This window comes from Arthrobacter sp. 10L424 (assembly GCF_056395325.1).
Genome location: NZ_JBFTJH010000015.1, coordinates 1 through 14831 on the forward strand (window position 1 = coordinate 1; position 14831 = coordinate 14831).

Annotated in this window: 13 protein-coding genes, 1 tRNA gene and 1 riboswitch; of the genes, 5 read left to right on the top strand and 9 right to left on the bottom strand. The window is 66.0% G+C overall.

The features are described from left to right. Positions 1 to 464: 464 nt before the first annotated feature. Positions 465 to 1328, bottom strand: coding sequence for a winged helix-turn-helix domain-containing protein (locus AC1DC5_RS18585; protein WP_476866134.1), 864 nt, complete (start codon positions 1326 to 1328; stop codon positions 465 to 467). Between the two features lie 625 nt (positions 1329 to 1953). On the opposite strand from AC1DC5_RS18585, the gene AC1DC5_RS18590 reads away from it, so the two are divergent. The 3 genes from AC1DC5_RS18590 (at position 1954) to AC1DC5_RS18600 (ending at position 5372) form a co-directional block, all read left to right on the top strand. After that, positions 1954 to 2694 carry a response regulator transcription factor gene (locus AC1DC5_RS18590; RefSeq protein WP_476866135.1) on the top strand — a complete coding sequence of 247 codons (741 nt, stop codon included), beginning with the start codon at positions 1954 to 1956 and terminating at the stop codon, positions 2692 to 2694. 3 nt (positions 2695 to 2697) lie between these two features. Then, complete coding sequence (locus AC1DC5_RS18595) at positions 2698 to 4326, top strand: sensor histidine kinase (RefSeq protein ID WP_476866136.1); 1629 nt, start codon at positions 2698 to 2700, stop codon at positions 4324 to 4326. 104 nt (positions 4327 to 4430) lie between these two features. Continuing rightward, positions 4431 to 4591, top strand: a riboswitch (cyclic di-AMP (ydaO/yuaA leader). Next, on the top strand, positions 4590 to 5372 hold the full coding sequence (locus AC1DC5_RS18600) for an aggregation-promoting factor C-terminal-like domain-containing protein (protein ID WP_476866137.1): 783 nt from the start codon (positions 4590 to 4592) through the stop codon (positions 5370 to 5372). Its footprint overlaps the riboswitch before it by 2 nt. A gap of 149 nt (positions 5373 to 5521) precedes the next feature. On the opposite strand, the gene AC1DC5_RS18605 is transcribed toward AC1DC5_RS18600, so the two are convergent. The 3 genes from AC1DC5_RS18605 to AC1DC5_RS18615 form a co-directional block, all read right to left on the bottom strand. Further along, on the bottom strand, positions 5522 to 5899 hold the full coding sequence (locus AC1DC5_RS18605; protein ID WP_476866138.1) for a glyoxalase superfamily protein: 378 nt from the start codon (positions 5897 to 5899) through the stop codon (positions 5522 to 5524). Between the two features lie 91 nt (positions 5900 to 5990). Beyond that, positions 5991 to 6626: a uracil phosphoribosyltransferase gene (gene upp, locus AC1DC5_RS18610; protein WP_224048511.1), complete on the bottom strand. Its 636-nt coding sequence runs from the start codon at positions 6624 to 6626 to the stop codon at positions 5991 to 5993. A gap of 12 nt (positions 6627 to 6638) precedes the next feature. After that, a complete protein-coding gene (locus AC1DC5_RS18615) occupies positions 6639 to 7502 on the bottom strand; it encodes a phosphatase PAP2 family protein (RefSeq protein WP_441405617.1) in 864 nt (287 codons plus the stop codon). 62 nt (positions 7503 to 7564) lie between these two features. On the opposite strand from AC1DC5_RS18615, the gene AC1DC5_RS18620 reads away from it, so the two are divergent. After that, positions 7565 to 8068, top strand: coding sequence for a nucleoside deaminase (locus tag AC1DC5_RS18620; protein WP_476866139.1), 504 nt, complete (start codon positions 7565 to 7567; stop codon positions 8066 to 8068). Between the two features lie 44 nt (positions 8069 to 8112). Here AC1DC5_RS18620 and AC1DC5_RS18625 read toward each other — a convergent pair whose 3' ends face one another. The 4 genes from AC1DC5_RS18625 to AC1DC5_RS18640 form a co-directional block, all read right to left on the bottom strand. Beyond that, positions 8113 to 9363: a DNA glycosylase AlkZ-like family protein gene (locus AC1DC5_RS18625; protein WP_476866140.1), complete on the bottom strand. Its 1251-nt coding sequence runs from the start codon at positions 9361 to 9363 to the stop codon at positions 8113 to 8115. Between the two features lie 4 nt (positions 9364 to 9367). Beyond that, a complete protein-coding gene (locus AC1DC5_RS18630; RefSeq protein ID WP_476866141.1) occupies positions 9368 to 10576 on the bottom strand; it encodes a glycosyltransferase in 1209 nt (402 codons plus the stop codon). Between the two features lie 85 nt (positions 10577 to 10661). Then, entirely contained in the window at positions 10662 to 11060 is a 399-nt protein-coding gene (locus AC1DC5_RS18635; RefSeq protein ID WP_476866142.1) for a 6-pyruvoyl trahydropterin synthase family protein, read from the bottom strand. A gap of 4 nt (positions 11061 to 11064) precedes the next feature. Further along, positions 11065 to 12075: a zinc-dependent alcohol dehydrogenase gene (locus AC1DC5_RS18640; RefSeq protein WP_476866143.1), complete on the bottom strand. Its 1011-nt coding sequence runs from the start codon at positions 12073 to 12075 to the stop codon at positions 11065 to 11067. Between the two features lie 127 nt (positions 12076 to 12202). On the opposite strand from AC1DC5_RS18640, the gene AC1DC5_RS18645 reads away from it, so the two are divergent. After that, positions 12203 to 12292: transfer RNA gene (locus AC1DC5_RS18645), tRNA-Ser, on the top strand. Between the two features lie 325 nt (positions 12293 to 12617). On the opposite strand, the gene AC1DC5_RS18650 is transcribed toward AC1DC5_RS18645, so the two are convergent. Beyond that, positions 12618 to 14264 (bottom strand): AAA family ATPase, encoded by a 1647-nt coding sequence (locus tag AC1DC5_RS18650; RefSeq protein WP_476866144.1) that lies wholly within the window; start codon positions 14262 to 14264, stop codon positions 12618 to 12620. Positions 14265 to 14831 lie beyond the last annotated feature (567 nt).

Here is a 14831-nt window from a genome sequence, read left to right on the forward strand (position 1 = left end):
CGGCCAGCTAGAAGCCATCGCCACTGCCAAACAGGCTGCCCCCGTCAAACCCGCCGTGAACGAACGATGGAACCAACGCGCCAGCCGGAGGAATTCATCTGAGGCAACGACTGCACCTTCCCGGAGGTATTGACATGAGGCAACAGGGAGTCCCCCCGACCCCAAAAGTCGCGAAGGCACATACCCGTCAGCCGTCCCGCCCAAAGCCCCCCGCACCCGAACAGGAGGCGGGGGGTTCCCGGGAAAGCAAGCGCGCAGCGTGGCGTTTTGCGTAGTGCCGCATCGCCGACTGAGGAACGAAGGGGAAGAGAGCTGGCCGGATTCCTTGTCCGAGCTTGCGAGGTCAAGGGAGCCAGCGAACGCTAAGGCACGGCAAAATGCCAGGCTGCGCGCGGAAGCGCGCGTCCGGGCAACGCAATGCGCCCGCCCCAGTTAAGGGACGGGCGCTTCGCGTGAAACTAAGGCTAGATCGAGTATTCCGGAGCGGCCCAGACAACAACTTCGGGGTGCTCGTAGAAGCGGTAGCCCTGGCCACGGACCGTACGCACGGTGTTGGCGAGGCGGCCGAGCTTGGAGCGCAGGCGGCGGATGTGGACGTCGATGGTGCGCTCGTTTGGCACCTCTTCGGCGTTCCGCCACAGGCCCTCGAGCAGCTCGTCGCGGCCCACGGTGCGGGTGCCGTTCTCCACAAGGTAGTTGAGGAGCTCGAATTCCTTGAACGTGAGGTTCAGGGATTCGCCGTCGAGCGCCACCTCACGGCGGGCAAGGTCAATCAGCACACCGGAGGGACGCGGGTCCTGCGGCTGCTGTAGGCGGGCCGTCTCGGACCGCTGGCGGGCGCCCACCGTGGGGTCACCGAACGTGGAACGGACCACGTCGAGCGCGGAGCCCGGGGCGCTTGCCGGGGCGACGGCGACGGCGGCGTAGCTTTCAGCGCCGGACACCAAGGACTGGGCGTAGGCCCGGATCTCCTGGGCAAGCTTGGCGATGGAAGTCCCGGCGGCCGCCGCGGTTTCCTCGTCGATCCCCATGTAGAGCACGAAGCCGCGGGCGACGTTGTCGTTGGGGACGGGACGGACGTGGCTGCCGTCACCCGGGGCGATCACGGGTGTCGGGGCCGTGGCCGGCGCCGGCGGAACAGCGCGGAGCTGCCCATAGGAGTTGGGGTTATATCCCTGGGGTGCATAGCCCGGGGCGGGGAAGCTGGCGCCGGATCCGGCGGGGGCGAAGGACGGGCGGCTGCCGAAGCCCTGGCGGATACCGGAGGCCTGGCCGGCCTTGCCGGCGTTACGGACGGAGATGTGGACGTATCCGGATGCAACTGACATGGATTGCTTACCTCAATGTGAATGGCCGTCATCGCGGCTCGAATGCTACTTTTCCCCGCAATGAAATCTGGGGAGGGGCGCCCTACGCTGGGCTGGGGGCGAATGCCTAGAAACTTTCGGGGTGTAAAAGTTAGGCGTGCATTCGACAACAACGCTTATCGGTATCAGCGGGTGTGCTGATCCAAAAAACTGCGACTGCAGGTGCTGTTGAGTTCTTGTTCACAATTGAAGTGTGCAACGTAACAATGAAAACTTGCAAGTAACAATGGACCCGAATGTCCACCATGCGAGACGAAACGCTGATTTGTCGCGCAGATCACAATTCTGCCGGGTCAATAAAATAACAATCGTTCTGCTTATCGAGCGCCACTGAGGCCCTTGTGGCCGAATATTGTTCGTGCAACCAAGGCCAATCCGCAAAATAGTTCACGGCAAGCCAGCCCGGACAGACAGTTCGCCTGCTTATCAATAGCCGCCGGCCGTCCCACAGAGTGGTCACCACGGGATTCCGAAAATTGCGGCCGGACCAGCGCTCCCGGGATGCCCAGCTCGCTAGGCTGGGATTCACAGGTGCCGCACAGGATCCCCAAAGGCGCACCAAACCGGCAGATCGGAGAGTAGTCCCATGGCCACTTCGCACTCCATGACCAACAATCTCCCCCAGCTGACGCACCCGGACGGTTCCCCCATCCGTGCCCTGGTCGTGGACGATGAGCCCAGCCTCTCCGAGCTCATGAGCATGGGCCTGCGCATGGCGGGCTGGTCGGTTGCTGTCGCGGCGGATGGCCCGGAAGCCATGAAGCTTGCCAAGGACTTCCGGCCCGACGTGCTGGTGCTCGACGTGATGCTTCCCGGGTTCGACGGCGTTGAACTGCTGGGCAGGATCCGCGCCTTCGCGCCGGAGGTGCCGGCCCTGTTCCTGACGGCGAAGGACGATGTCCAGGACCGCATCACCGGGCTGGCTGCCGGCGGGGACGACTATGTGACCAAGCCGTTCAGCATGGAGGAAGTGCTCCTGCGGCTGCACCGGCTGGTCCAACGTTCCGGGGTGGCCGCCATGGATACCGCCGAACTCGTCGTCGGAGACCTCGTCCTGAACATCGATACGCGCGAAGTGCGGCGGGCAGGGGAAGAGCTCCACCTCACGGCAACCCAATTCGAGCTGCTGCGTTATCTCATGGAGAACCCAAAACGAGTCGTGAGCAAAGCCCAGATCCTTGACCGGGTCTGGGACTACGACTTCGGCGGGCAGGCCAACATCGTGGAGCTCTATATCTCTTACCTCCGCAAGAAGGTCGACGCCACTCATCCGCCCATGATCCACACGGTGCGGGGCGCCGGCTACGTCCTGAAGCCGGTGGACTGATCCGTGCCCGAACCCTCCGGCACTGCCAGCCGCTCCACTATCAAGTGGCGCGACCCGTCCACGTGGCACCTGCGCACCAGGCTTGTCCTCGTCGCCATGGCGCTGCTCGTGGCGATCTGCGGAGCCGTGGGACTTGTCAGTTATGCCTCGATGGACCTCTTCCTGACCCGGCAACTGGACACGCAGCTGCAACAGGCCTCGGACCGTGTCCGCGATTTTGGCCGCGCCGGCGGCCGTTCCGATCCCCTTGAGGCACGCGGCCAGGGGGTCGGCACCCTGAACGCCAGGATTGTGGACGAGTCGGTCAGCAGTGCCGGTTTTCTCGCGGAGGACGCCACCCGCAGGTCACTCACCGCCGACGACGACGAGATCCTCCTGAAGCTCTCCCCCCGCGACCCGCCGGTCAACCGGATCCTGTCCGCCGGTTCCTACCGGCTGGTGGCCGCGAAGGCCCAGAACGGCGACGTGATGGTGACCGGACTCCCACTTGCGGAGAAGCAGAACACGCTGGCCTCCCTGGTCTGGACCACCGTGGTCGTGTCCGCCGGGGGCCTCGTAGTGATCGGCCTGGTCGGGACGGCACTGATCCGCCGGACCATGAAGCCGCTGGATCAGCTCTCCGAGGTGGCGACGCAGGTCTCGCGCCTTCCGCTCGACGCCGGGGAAGTGGGACTTGCCGTACGGGTTCCGGCGTCGGCAGCCCATCCGGGAACCGAGGTGGGCAGCGTCGGCCATGCCCTGAACCTGATGCTGGACAACGTCTCCAATGCCCTCGAAGCCCGGCAGGAGAGCGAGATGAAGGTGCGCCAGTTCGTGGCGGATGCCTCGCATGAATTGCGCACACCGCTGACCGCCATCCGCGGCTACACCGAGCTGATGCGGATGACCGAGCATTTCACCCCCGACGGGCAGAAGTCCCTGGCCCGTGTTCAGAGCCAGTCCGAGCGGATGACCACCCTGGTGGAGGACCTGCTCCTGCTCGCCCGGCTGGATGAGGGCCAGCCGCTCAAGCTCAGCGACGTGGACCTCACCCAGCTGGCCGTGGAGACGGTGAGCGACGAGAAGGTGATGGCCCCGGACCGCGTCTGGCAGTTGGAGCTTCCCGAAGAGCCTGTGGTGGTTCGCGGAGACGCCACCCAGCTCCACCAGGTGCTGGCCAATCTGCTCTCCAACGCCCGCAAGCACACGGGGCCCGGAACGACTGTGGTGACCGGCGTTGGGCGAACCCCGGACGGGAGCGCCGTGGTGACGGTGACCGACAACGGGCCCGGGATCGCCCCCGAGTTTATGGGCCGCGTCTTTGCGCGCTTCACCCGGGCGGATGCTTCCCGGAAGAATCCGGTGCCGGTGACGACGCCGGCAGCCGTCCGACGGCCCTTGCCGCACCTGCCGCTGCGCCCACCCCGGCCTCCGTCCGCCGCGAGTGCTTCCACGGGGACCCCTCCCCCGACTTCCGCCGAGGGAACCAGCGGACTGGGACTCTCGATCGTGCAGTCGATTGTTGAGGCTCACGGTGGGACGGTCAGCGTGACGTCGGCGCCCGGCCGGACCGAGTTTGTGGTGCGGCTGCCCGCGCCGAACCCGGTCCAGGGGGAGCATCCGACGGCGCAAGCCGCCACACCGTCGTCGTGATCTCCGTTACCTAAATGTGACTTAAGCAGGCTGCTCCTGTACGGTTTTTAGAGTGTGGCCATCACTGACGCCGCACATCCGGATGCACGCCAAACTCTGCCGCCTCCCGGATTCCGCTGCACCAGGCAGAGGCGGGGGACCCAGAGTTCCCGGGCATTTGCAGATCTTGCACCCTTGGGGTGAAGCCGACACGTGAGATTCCGTGCGGCCGGATGACCTCATCCGAACCCGACAGCTAACTCCGCAGGCGTTGAGAGGCGATCATGACTGAATTCAAGCCACAAACGCGCCCTGATGGCGTTACGAAGAAGACCCGCTCCGAGGTGTCCCGCCACCGCGCTGAACCGGCCAAGCCCGCTTCAGCCCTGTCCCGGCTTGCCAAGAACTTCGGCACCACCGGCCGCCGCGCGGCCGTTGTTGCCGCCGCCTGCGCGGTGCTCGTGGGGGTCGGCGCTGCCGGGCATGCCTCCGAGACGGCTGCCCGCAATGCCACCGCGGGCACGTCCACGGAAGCAGCCCCCACTGCGGATGCCCTGACGCACCTCGATTTTGAGCGCGTCCGGGTCGACAACCAGACCACCTTCCCCACCGGCGGCGCCGCGGCCCAGTCCACCGAGGTCAAGCCTGCCGAAGCACCGGCCCCGGCAGCTGCCCCGGCTCCGGCAGCTGCTCCGGCTCCCGCTCCCGCTCCGGCGGCTGCCCCGGCACCGGCACCGGCGCCTGCCCCCGTTGCCATCGACGACCCGGCCGGCGCGCAGGCCTACGCGGCCAGCCAGCTGGGATCCCACGGCTGGGCTGCAGACCAGATGCAGTGCCTCACGAAGCTCTGGACCAAGGAGTCTGACTGGAAGACGACGGCCACCAACAAGAGCAGCGGCGCCTACGGTGTGGTCCAGGCCCTGCCGGCCGAGAAGATGGCCAGCGCGGGCGCTGATTACCGGACCAACTACCGGACCCAGATCAACTGGGGCCTGAAGTATGTCAAGGACCGCTACGGCTCACCGTGTGGCGCCCTGAACTTCCACTACGCCCACAACTGGTACTAAACACCAGAAGGTCGGACTGAACTGAGGCCCCGGATCCCACTGGATCCGGGGCCTTAGCTCTGCCGGCGACGGTCCGCGACAACCCGCGACAACCCGAGGGAACCGTCGGGCCGTCGGGCCGTGGCCGGACCGTTCGGCTTAGGGCGCGACTAGCCGTTGGGACGGTTGGGCAGGTACTGCACCGCCCATTTATTGCCGTCGGGATCGGCGAAGTAGACGAAGTGCCCCCAGTCCTGGACGTCGACGTCGCTGACATCCACGCCGTTGTCCTTGAGCTGCCGGTGGGCGGCCTGAATGTCGCTGACCACCAGCTGCAGGCTCGGGGCGGTGCCGGGCGGGGCGTCGTTGAGGCCCTCGCCGATGGCGATCGAGCAGCCGGAACCGGGCGGGGTCAACTGGACGAAACGGATGCCGTCCATGGGCCGCTCGTCGTAGTCGGCATTGAACCCGACCTTATTGACGTAAAAATCCTTGGCGCGGTCCACGTCGGACACAGGGACAAAGACAAGCTCAAGTTTCCAGTCCATGGGCCACAGGCTAGTCCCGGACCGCGATTTGCGGTAGGGCAATCCCAAGGGCGTGGACCCGCCGCGGCGGCGGGCCCAACCCCGTGGCTGGTTAGCCGGCCACGCCGTACAGGCGGTCGCCGGCGTCGCCCAAGCCCGGGACGATGTAGGACTTCTCGTTGAGCTTCTCGTCGATGGAGGCGAGCACGATCGTCACGTTGGCGTCCGAGAGCTCTTCTTCCAGCTTCGCGAGGCCTTCCGGAGCGGCCAGCAGGCAGATGCAGGTGACGTCGGAGGCGCCGCGCTTGAAGAGGAACTTGATGGCCTCACGCAGTGTGCCGCCGGTGGCGAGCATGGGGTCCAGGACAAAGATCTGGCGATCGGTGAGGTCCTCGGGGAGACGCTCGGCATACGTGATGATGTCCAGGGTCTCTTCATCCCGGGCCATGCCCAGGAAGCCGACCTCGGCGGTGGGGACCAGCTTGGTCATGCCTTCGAGCATGCCGAGTCCCGCACGCAGGATGGGGACCACCAGCGGCGTGGGCTTGGTGAAAGCGGTGCCGATCGTGGTGCTGACCGGGGTCTCGATGGTGACCGGTTCGGTGCGGACTTCGCGGGTGGCCTCGTACGCCAGGAGCGTGACCAGTTCCTCGGTGAGCTGGCGGAAGACCGGGGACGGGGTGTTCTTGTCCCGCAGAACGGTGAGCTTATGGGCGACCAGCGGGTGGTCCACAACGAAAGTGCGCATGGGTCAAAACTATCACCCAGCGGCCGGTGGCCCGCCCGTGGGACCGCGGGCGCCGACGTCGTCCTTACCGCCGGACTGGCCCTCTTTGCCGGTGCCGCTGCCGGTGACCCCGTCGCCGTCTTTGAGGTGCGCGGGGTGGTCGAACGTGGGCGCGGGACCCGCCTGTTCCCGGTGCCGCAGCACATGGAAGAATCTGTGGGCCATGATCACGATCGCCACCCAGGCCAACCCCAGCAGCCATCCGAAGATCACATCGGTCATCCAGTGATGGCCCAGGAAGACCCGACTCATCCCCATTGCCGCCACGAAAACCACACCGGCAGCGATCAGGGCAACCCGCGCAATTGTGCGCTTCACCTGCAGGCAGGCGAGGTACACCACGAGACCGATCACCACCGTGGTGTTGAGCGTGTGTCCACTGGGGAACGACGGCGAGTCCTCGTAGGGAGGCACGGCGTCCGCGTGGTCGGGGCGGTTCCGGCCGATCAGTTTCTTGCCCAGCGTGGTGGCCGTGGTGGACACAGCTGCGGCGGCGCCGATAAGGATCAGCGGCCGCCAGGTCCGGGAGGCCCAGATGAGCCACGCCGTGAGGATACTGGCCAGGATCGGCATGCCGATTCCTCCGCCGATGTTGGTGAACCCTGTAACGAAGGAGTCCAATCCAGGGCTGCGGAGCTGTTCCATAAACGCCAGGGTTGGCTTGTCCAGATTCGCCAGGCCGGCGTCGTCCACCACGTTGTCATAGACTTCGGCGCTGAGCACCGCCAGGAGAACCACCAGCACGCCACCCGCAAGCATCGTGACCCACAGGGCGGCGTAGGGCACAACCCACTTGCCCCAGCGCCGCATCAGCCAGCTCTCAGTCCTGGTGGTCACGTCCGTCTCCTGCCTCCTCCGTGCTGCACAGCTTGCTTAGTGTTCGAAACTATCATTGAGCCATGACTTCCCCTGAGCCCCGCCATGCCGAGTGGATGGGCCTTGCCCTGGGCGAGGCACGTGCCGCGCTGGCCACGGCGGACGTGCCGATCGGCGCCGTCGTCATCGGCCCCGACGGCACTGTGCTGGGCCGCGGACGCAACGAACGGGAGGCGCTCGGGGACCCGACGGCGCACGCTGAGATGGTGGCCATCCGCGCGGCTGCCGCGCGGCTGCAGGAACTCAGCGCCCAGGGCGGGAAGTCCGGTGACGGCTGGCGGCTGGAGGACTGCACCCTGGTGGTGACGCTGGAGCCCTGCGCCATGTGCGCCGGGGCCGTGGTGCTGGCCCGGATTCCCCGCGTGGTGTTCGGGGCATGGGACGAGAAGGCAGGGGCCGCCGGCTCCGTGTTCGACATTCTCCGCGAGCGCCGGCTCAACCACCGGGTGGAAGTGTACGGCGGGGTCAGGGAGCAGGAATGCGCGGTGCTGCTGCGGGACTTCTTCGCCGGGCACCGGGGCGCCTGAGCCTTCGCCATCGCGTCTCCCATGCCAGCGGCGTCCCGGCCGCGCTACCTGCCGGTGGCGGAGCCTGCTGCGGCCGCCAGGTTGTCGATCCGCTTCTGCCGGGTAGCCGGTGAGTCGAGGCTGAACGCGCGGAAGTCGCCCAGGTCCTCGCGGATCCAGTCCTCGGTTTCGGCGATCCGCCGGGTCACGGCGCCGGTGGGCGCGTGGAACAGCCAGGGCACGATCCGTTCCTTGCCGGGATCGTATTGCCACAGCCCGATGATGCGGCCCCGGTCGAAGATGGGATGGTCCGGGAGGTCCGCCTGCAGCGCCAGCGAGCCCAGGGCCTGCGTGTGCTGGTCCTCATCGGCCAGCAGTTCGGCGGCATTGCGCCGCAACAGCGCCATTGAATCCGTTCCGGCGAGCAGCTGGATCTGCTCGTCCGCCGGTTCTTCGAATCCGCCGAGCCGTTCGACCTCGTCGGGCAGCATCCACAGCACGTCCCCGGCGGCGGTGGGAACCTCCACGGCGCCGGCCGCGGCCAGCGCCGCCTTGCTCTGGGCCACGGTGAACGCCGTGAACCACTGCGATTGTTTGAACGTGGCCCCTCCGGTCCAGCCCAGGTAGCGGCGGATCAGTTCGGCGCGGACCTCGTCGTCGTCGAGCGGGCTGGGCGGCAGGTTCCAGAGTTCGTAGGCATAGCGCTGCTGGTCCAGGCGCCCGTTGGCCGGAACGCGGCGGATCCGGCCCTGCGCCTGCAGGATGCCGAGGGCCGTGGGCAGCGTGGTGGCGGCACCTTTCTTTTTGCCTTCCTCGCCGAGGTTCCGCACGGATTCGCCGAGTTCTTCTTTGAGCTGCCGGGGGTCCAGCGGGACGGCGGCCTCGGCGAGCGTGTGCAGCACCTGTTCCTCGAGCAGGGTGATTTCGCCGCGGTCCACCCCGAGCCTGCCGAGCACGCGGAACGCCTCGCCGGCATCCTTGCCCAGCTTGAGGGCCCAGGCGAAGTCGTCCCGGCCCAGGACGTAGGTGCAGCCGCGCGCCGTCGGCAGTTCCAGGATCCGGTGCGCCAGGACATCGGCATCCACCTGCTCACGCCGGATGCCAGCGCGAGCGAAAAGCGTGAGGTAGGGATTCGCGCCGCCCACGGAGCGGGCCCAGCCTGCCCGGGCAAACACCTGCTCCGACGTGCAGCCGGCCAGCGAACCGTCCAGGCCCTGTTTGTGCCAGGCCCAGGCGCGGAGCTTCTCCCGGGTGAGGGTCCGGGCCGGCGGCGCGTTCGCGGTCAGGGGCTGCGTGCTCAGGGGCTGGGGCGTCATGGGGTCATTGTCCAACAGCTTGCGCGGCAGGGGAATCTTCCGCGCCAGGCTTTTCCTCCCCCGCGGCCGACAGCGGCGGCGCCGGAAGACCGGGGTTCACCGCTTCCAGCACGGTCCGGGCCGTGGCGTCCCAGCCGGGCAACCGGTCCCGCGCGTCGAGCGCCGCGGCCCGCCAGCGGGTCCGGAGGGAGGGGTTGGACAGCCAGCGCCGCAGTACCTCCGCGAGGGGAGCCGGGTCCGCGCCGAGGGCGACGGCGGTACCGGGAAGTGGCGGTGCCGTGCCGTGCTCTGGCGTGCAATGCTCTGCACCAGGCGCTGCCGGCGCCGTTGGTGCCGCTGCTGGCGTCGGCGTCGGCGTCGGCGTCGGACCGAGCGTGCCGGCGGCGAGCGCTTCGACGGCGCCGGTCCCGGCACGGACCACGACGGGCACACCCCGGGCAATCGATTCCGTGACCACAAGCCCGAAGGTCTCGGCCTGCGAGATGAGCAGGCTGAGGTCGGCCGCGGCCCACTCCGCTTCGAGCGCTCCGCCCCGCAACTCCCCCGGGATCCGGACGCGGCCCTCCAGCCCCAGCTGCGTCACCGCGTCCCGGAGCTTCGCGGCATAGGCCGGGTCCACGGTGTCGGAACCGATCAGCGACGCGGTCCACGGCAGGTCCGTCAGGGCCGACAGCGCGGCAAGGAGCAGTGACTGATCCTTGTTTGGCAACAGGGCGGCGACAGCCAGGAGATGCGGCGGCTCCGATCCCAACGCCAGAGCGGCGCTGTCCGTGCCCGGCAGGGCAACCAGGATGCCGTGGAGTCCGTGCCTGGCGCGGATCCGGGCCGCAGCAGAAGTGCTCGTGCAGATCACCCCGGCCGCCGCCCGCAATGCCCGGCGTTCCAGCCCGGCTTCATCCTGCCCGGTGTCGTCCAACGGCATGTGGAGCAGGATCCAGGCGGGCCGGCCGGCGGCTGTGGCGGCAGCCAGCTCATCGGGCGCCCCGCAGGCGAGGAGCCCGTCGACGATCGTGACGGTGTGCTCGGCGGCGATGCTCCCGGAGGCTCCGTCGTCGCCGTCGTCACAGAGCAGGCCGGCCAGCAGGCGCCGGTCCTCCGCGCTGCCTACCGGCCAGCCGCCGTCGAGCGGACAGGTCTCCACGTCCGCCCCCAGCGCGGCCAGCTCCCGGGCGAGGGCGGCGTTGTAGACGTTGCCGCCGGAGTTGTGGCGCACGTTGCCAGGCACCACAAGCCGGAGGCGGAGGGTGCCTGGCAACGTGTTTATAACTGGCAGCCCGTTACTTGCCGGCACCGAGGTCCTAGCTGGCCTCGAAGTCGAGCGAGTAGCTGGCCCAGGCGTCGGGGGTTTCGCGGAGGGTGACGTCCAGCCCGGCCAGTTCCCTGCCGTCGGCCCCGGGGCGGATCTTCGCCGCCACGGCATAGGCGACGTACTGGGCCAGGGCCTCGGTGGTGCTGAGCCTGCCCGCGAAGTCCGGGTGCTCGTCGAGGTTCTTGAAGTTCAGGCCCTCGAGGATCGAGTCCAGCACTTCGCCGGCCTCGCCGATGTCCAGGACGATCGAGTCGTCGTTGAGGGTCCGACGGCGGAACGTCACCTCCGTGACGAAGGTGGCGCCGTGCATGCCCTGGGCGGGTCCGAATGCCGGGCGCGGGAGGCTGTGGGCGATCATGAAGTTGCGGCGGACGGTCAGGCTGAACACGGATTTACCTCGTGGCTTCTGTGGTGGCGGGGTATTCGATGACATGGCAGAGCGCGTCCAGCGTGCCGTCGGAAAGCTGCTGGACGACGTCGGGCAGCTCGTCGAGCGCGGAGGAGCCGGTGAGGAATACGTCGAACCCGGGATCGCGCAGCAGCGAGACGGCGAGCTGGAGCCGGTCGGCGTTGGTGCGGCGGTGGCGGCGTGCGCGGGCCACGACGCCGACCTGGCTGGCGCGGATGGAGAGCCTGCGGGCGTGGAAGTCCTCCCCCAGCGGCACGGTGACTTTGCGGTCGGCGTACCAGGACATTTCGATGACGTCGCCGTCGTCGCCCGCGAGCTGCAGGGCGCGTTCGAGGCCTTCCTGCGAGGCGGAGCAGTGGATCACGATGTCGCAGTCCGGCAGGGCGTCGTCGGGGTGGCTGAAGTCGACGCCGAGCGTTTCGGCGAACGCCCGCTTGGCCGGGTCGACGTCGACCAGCTGCAGCCGTCCGAGCGGGAAACCGCCCAGGAGCTTGGCCACCATGCCCCCGACGAGGCCGGCGCCGATCACGGCGACGCGGTCGCCGAGGCGGGGCCCGGCCTCCCAGATCCCGTTGATGGCGGTCTCGACCGTGCCGGTGAGCACGGCGCGGCGGGCGGGGACGTCCTCCGGAACCTCGGTGAGGGACTCCACCGGCACGACGTAGCGGTCCTGGTGCGGGTACAGGCAGAAGACAGTCTTGCCCAGCCATTCGGCCGGGCCGTCCTCGACGACGCCGACGGAGAGGTAGCCGAACTTCACCGGGGCTGGGAAGGAGCCTTCCTGGTTCGGGGCGGCCATTTCCTCTGCCACGCATTCCGGCACGCGCGCGTTGTGGACCACCAGTTCGGTGCCTTTGCTGATGCCCGAGAACAGGGTGCGGACCAGGGCTTCGCCGGGGCCGGGAGCGGGCAGGTCCTCGCGCCGGAGCTCCCCCATCTCCGGGCCGACGGTCCAGTAAGCGGTCGCTGTGGTGTGCTGTTCAGAAGTACTCATCTTGCTTATGAATCTAGTGCCGTGGCACGGCGCGGGGAAGTGTCATGGGCACCGGGCGTGCCGCCGGCGCGTCAGGCAGGGCTCCGTTTTGTGGATCAGCGCCCGGCTCCGGTAACCTATTCAGGTTGGTGACGTGTCCGAGCGGCCGAAGGTGCAACACTCGAAATGTTGTTTGGTGTAAAAGCCAACGTGGGTTCAAATCCCACCGTCACCGCCAAAGAAAACCCCCGGGAAACCGGGGGTTTTCTGCATTCTCAGGAGCCCTTCGTGGTGCTCGAGGAATTGCGGCCGCCACGGGATGCCAATACACGCGCATGAGCCGTGGCGACTGTCCCGGCCGCGGCGCCGAGATCCTTCACCTCAGAGATGGAAGCTCCATCTGGGCCAGCCTCGTCACGGCTTCGGGAGTCACCCGGCCTCGCTCCTTGTCCAAGGCCACCTCAACTGCGCGGCGAGAATGTTGCGGCGCCCACAGGTCAGCTCGTATCAAGAAGACAATTGATTGCGGAATGCGGTCGCAGCGACATACAGGGTGAGAACTCTCATTGGTCGGCGCCGTCGAGGATCAGGTCCGCGACTTCGCGTCGCAGGTCAGCAATTAGCTCGGGACTCTCTGCAATAGCACGTCGCGCGGCACTTTGATACTGCTCCTTAGAATGCGCCCCCAAAGCGGTGGTCACTCTGTCACGGAACGCGGAATCGCGAATTGGCGTGATCCGGACAAGTTCCTCGTAATTGTCTTCAGCATGAAGTTCGTCCAATCTGGCTTTGATTTTCGCATAGGGGGATGGGAGGTTGAAGGTAATCTCGGGATCTGTAATCTCAGAGGGGACTGCAGTGACAAGTTTTCGCCAAACCTCGTCCGTGGCCAACTTCTTGGCTATGCGGTGTAATCCTTGATTCGCAGCGAGGGCAGCGATGCCGGCCGCTTTGGCTGCGCTCACACGGTTTTCCGTACCTTGGCCATCTAATTCGGTGAGTTTAGTGGCCACGGCTGCGAGAACAGCTGGCATGTAGTAGAGGCTCTCGACCTCGCTCACCTTGATGGGGTGAACGCCCTTCGTTATCAGTGCCTCGCGTTCTTGCTCTGAGCGTCCGTCACCGTCGACTATCCCGGCAGCGTAAACCCAGTGGTGACTTTGTGTTTTTCCGATTCCCTCAACGCTGCGGATGACCCATTCGCAGCTACCACTAGCGGAGAGTGTCCACGCAGGAAACAGGAGGCTGTAGAGCGCGTAGTCGAGGCTGCCGGCCGTTCCTTCAATAAATAAAATGCGCCTGCGCCCACCAAGTATGCCTCTGCGGGCGTCCTCTGTCAGATGAGCTTCCGTAGTGAGAATTTTGACGTCCCAAAAGGCTGCCGCATTCCCAGACCACTCAACCCCCAAAGCCGCAAGTACCTTACCGGGGCGAGCGCTCAGGCCCAGTGCTAGGTCGAGGTCATGGGTCAAGACGACGAACGAGCAGTCCGTTCGTGCGTCGATCAGTGCCTCGACGAGCCCGGCAGATATCCAGCGGTGCAGATGGCGCTCCGGTTCGTCCAGCAAAATGATGCAGTTGTCCGGTGCTACTAAGACCTCTGCGGCTAGAAGCAACGCGCTCCTCTCACCATCCGACATCTGTGCGATCGGATATTCACTGCCCAGCTCACGATGAACGGCATTAAACGTCTGCTTGTCGGTGGTCTTCACCTGGATGACAAGCCCGGCCCGTTCGAGCACGGAGTTGAGGACGTCAAAGAGGCGGGTGCCAATGATTTCGTCGATTTCTTCCGGCGAACGGCGCTCAGTGAGAGCCAACTCAGCGATGCGATGATCCTCAGCGGTGATTTTTCCGAGCAAATCAAACAATGCAATATCGGTTCGTTGTCCGTCGGCATGATCCCTAAAGCGGGAATCACTAGCGGTGTTCCAGTGCTCGAGAGTGCTCGTCATTTGTTCGCGCCCGGAGGCGCTAATATTTGGACCGGAATTTGCAAACCAAATCTTCCGTTGCGCGAGCACACGGTGAATTTTGTCTCTCGGGGCTGTGGCTGCGAGGTGCGTAGCGAGAGCAGACTTGCCTGCTCCATTCGCCCCAACGACTGTAATGACTTCGCCAACGACAGCGTCGATCACCAGCGGATCTCCGCCAATGCGAGGGATGGTCCAAGTAGCAATCGTGGCTTCGGGGGGTGATGTATCGCTCATACGCGCAATCTTAGTTCGCATTAGCACATTCCTGCCGGTCGCCTACTCCCATACAAGGATCATTAGAGGAAGACCCGAGGATCGTCGCGGAACCACTTCTGTGTCCCGCAATTTAGGACCTGATGTGTACAACAAAGAAGACATTTACAAGCGTTACGCCCTCGATGCGCGCCAGTACAGTCACAATAAAGCTCGGGCACTTCAACCAACTCATTCACAGCTAAATACTCATGCAGAGCTTCTAGGACATCATCGAACCGGTCGAGCAAGAAGACGGCGGACTTCCCGGTCCAGAGGCAGTGGAAGCGCTGACCCAGGAAGCGGCTTTAGGCGCATCCAAGGACCACGGCCCCGGTGGGGAGCCTTGGCCGGCAGTCCATGCGCTGGTCAACCGCTGGTGGAAGCCGCCACTCCTGAGTCCTTCGCCGGCCAGTTCTTCACACCCGACCGTCGAAAATCCGGTACGAGCAACTCCCGCCCGTAAATGACCACCCATGGTGCAATTTGGTGCAGGAGTACCTGTGGGCATCCGTGGGTGCGTGTGAGAAAAGTGACCAAGATCGCTGA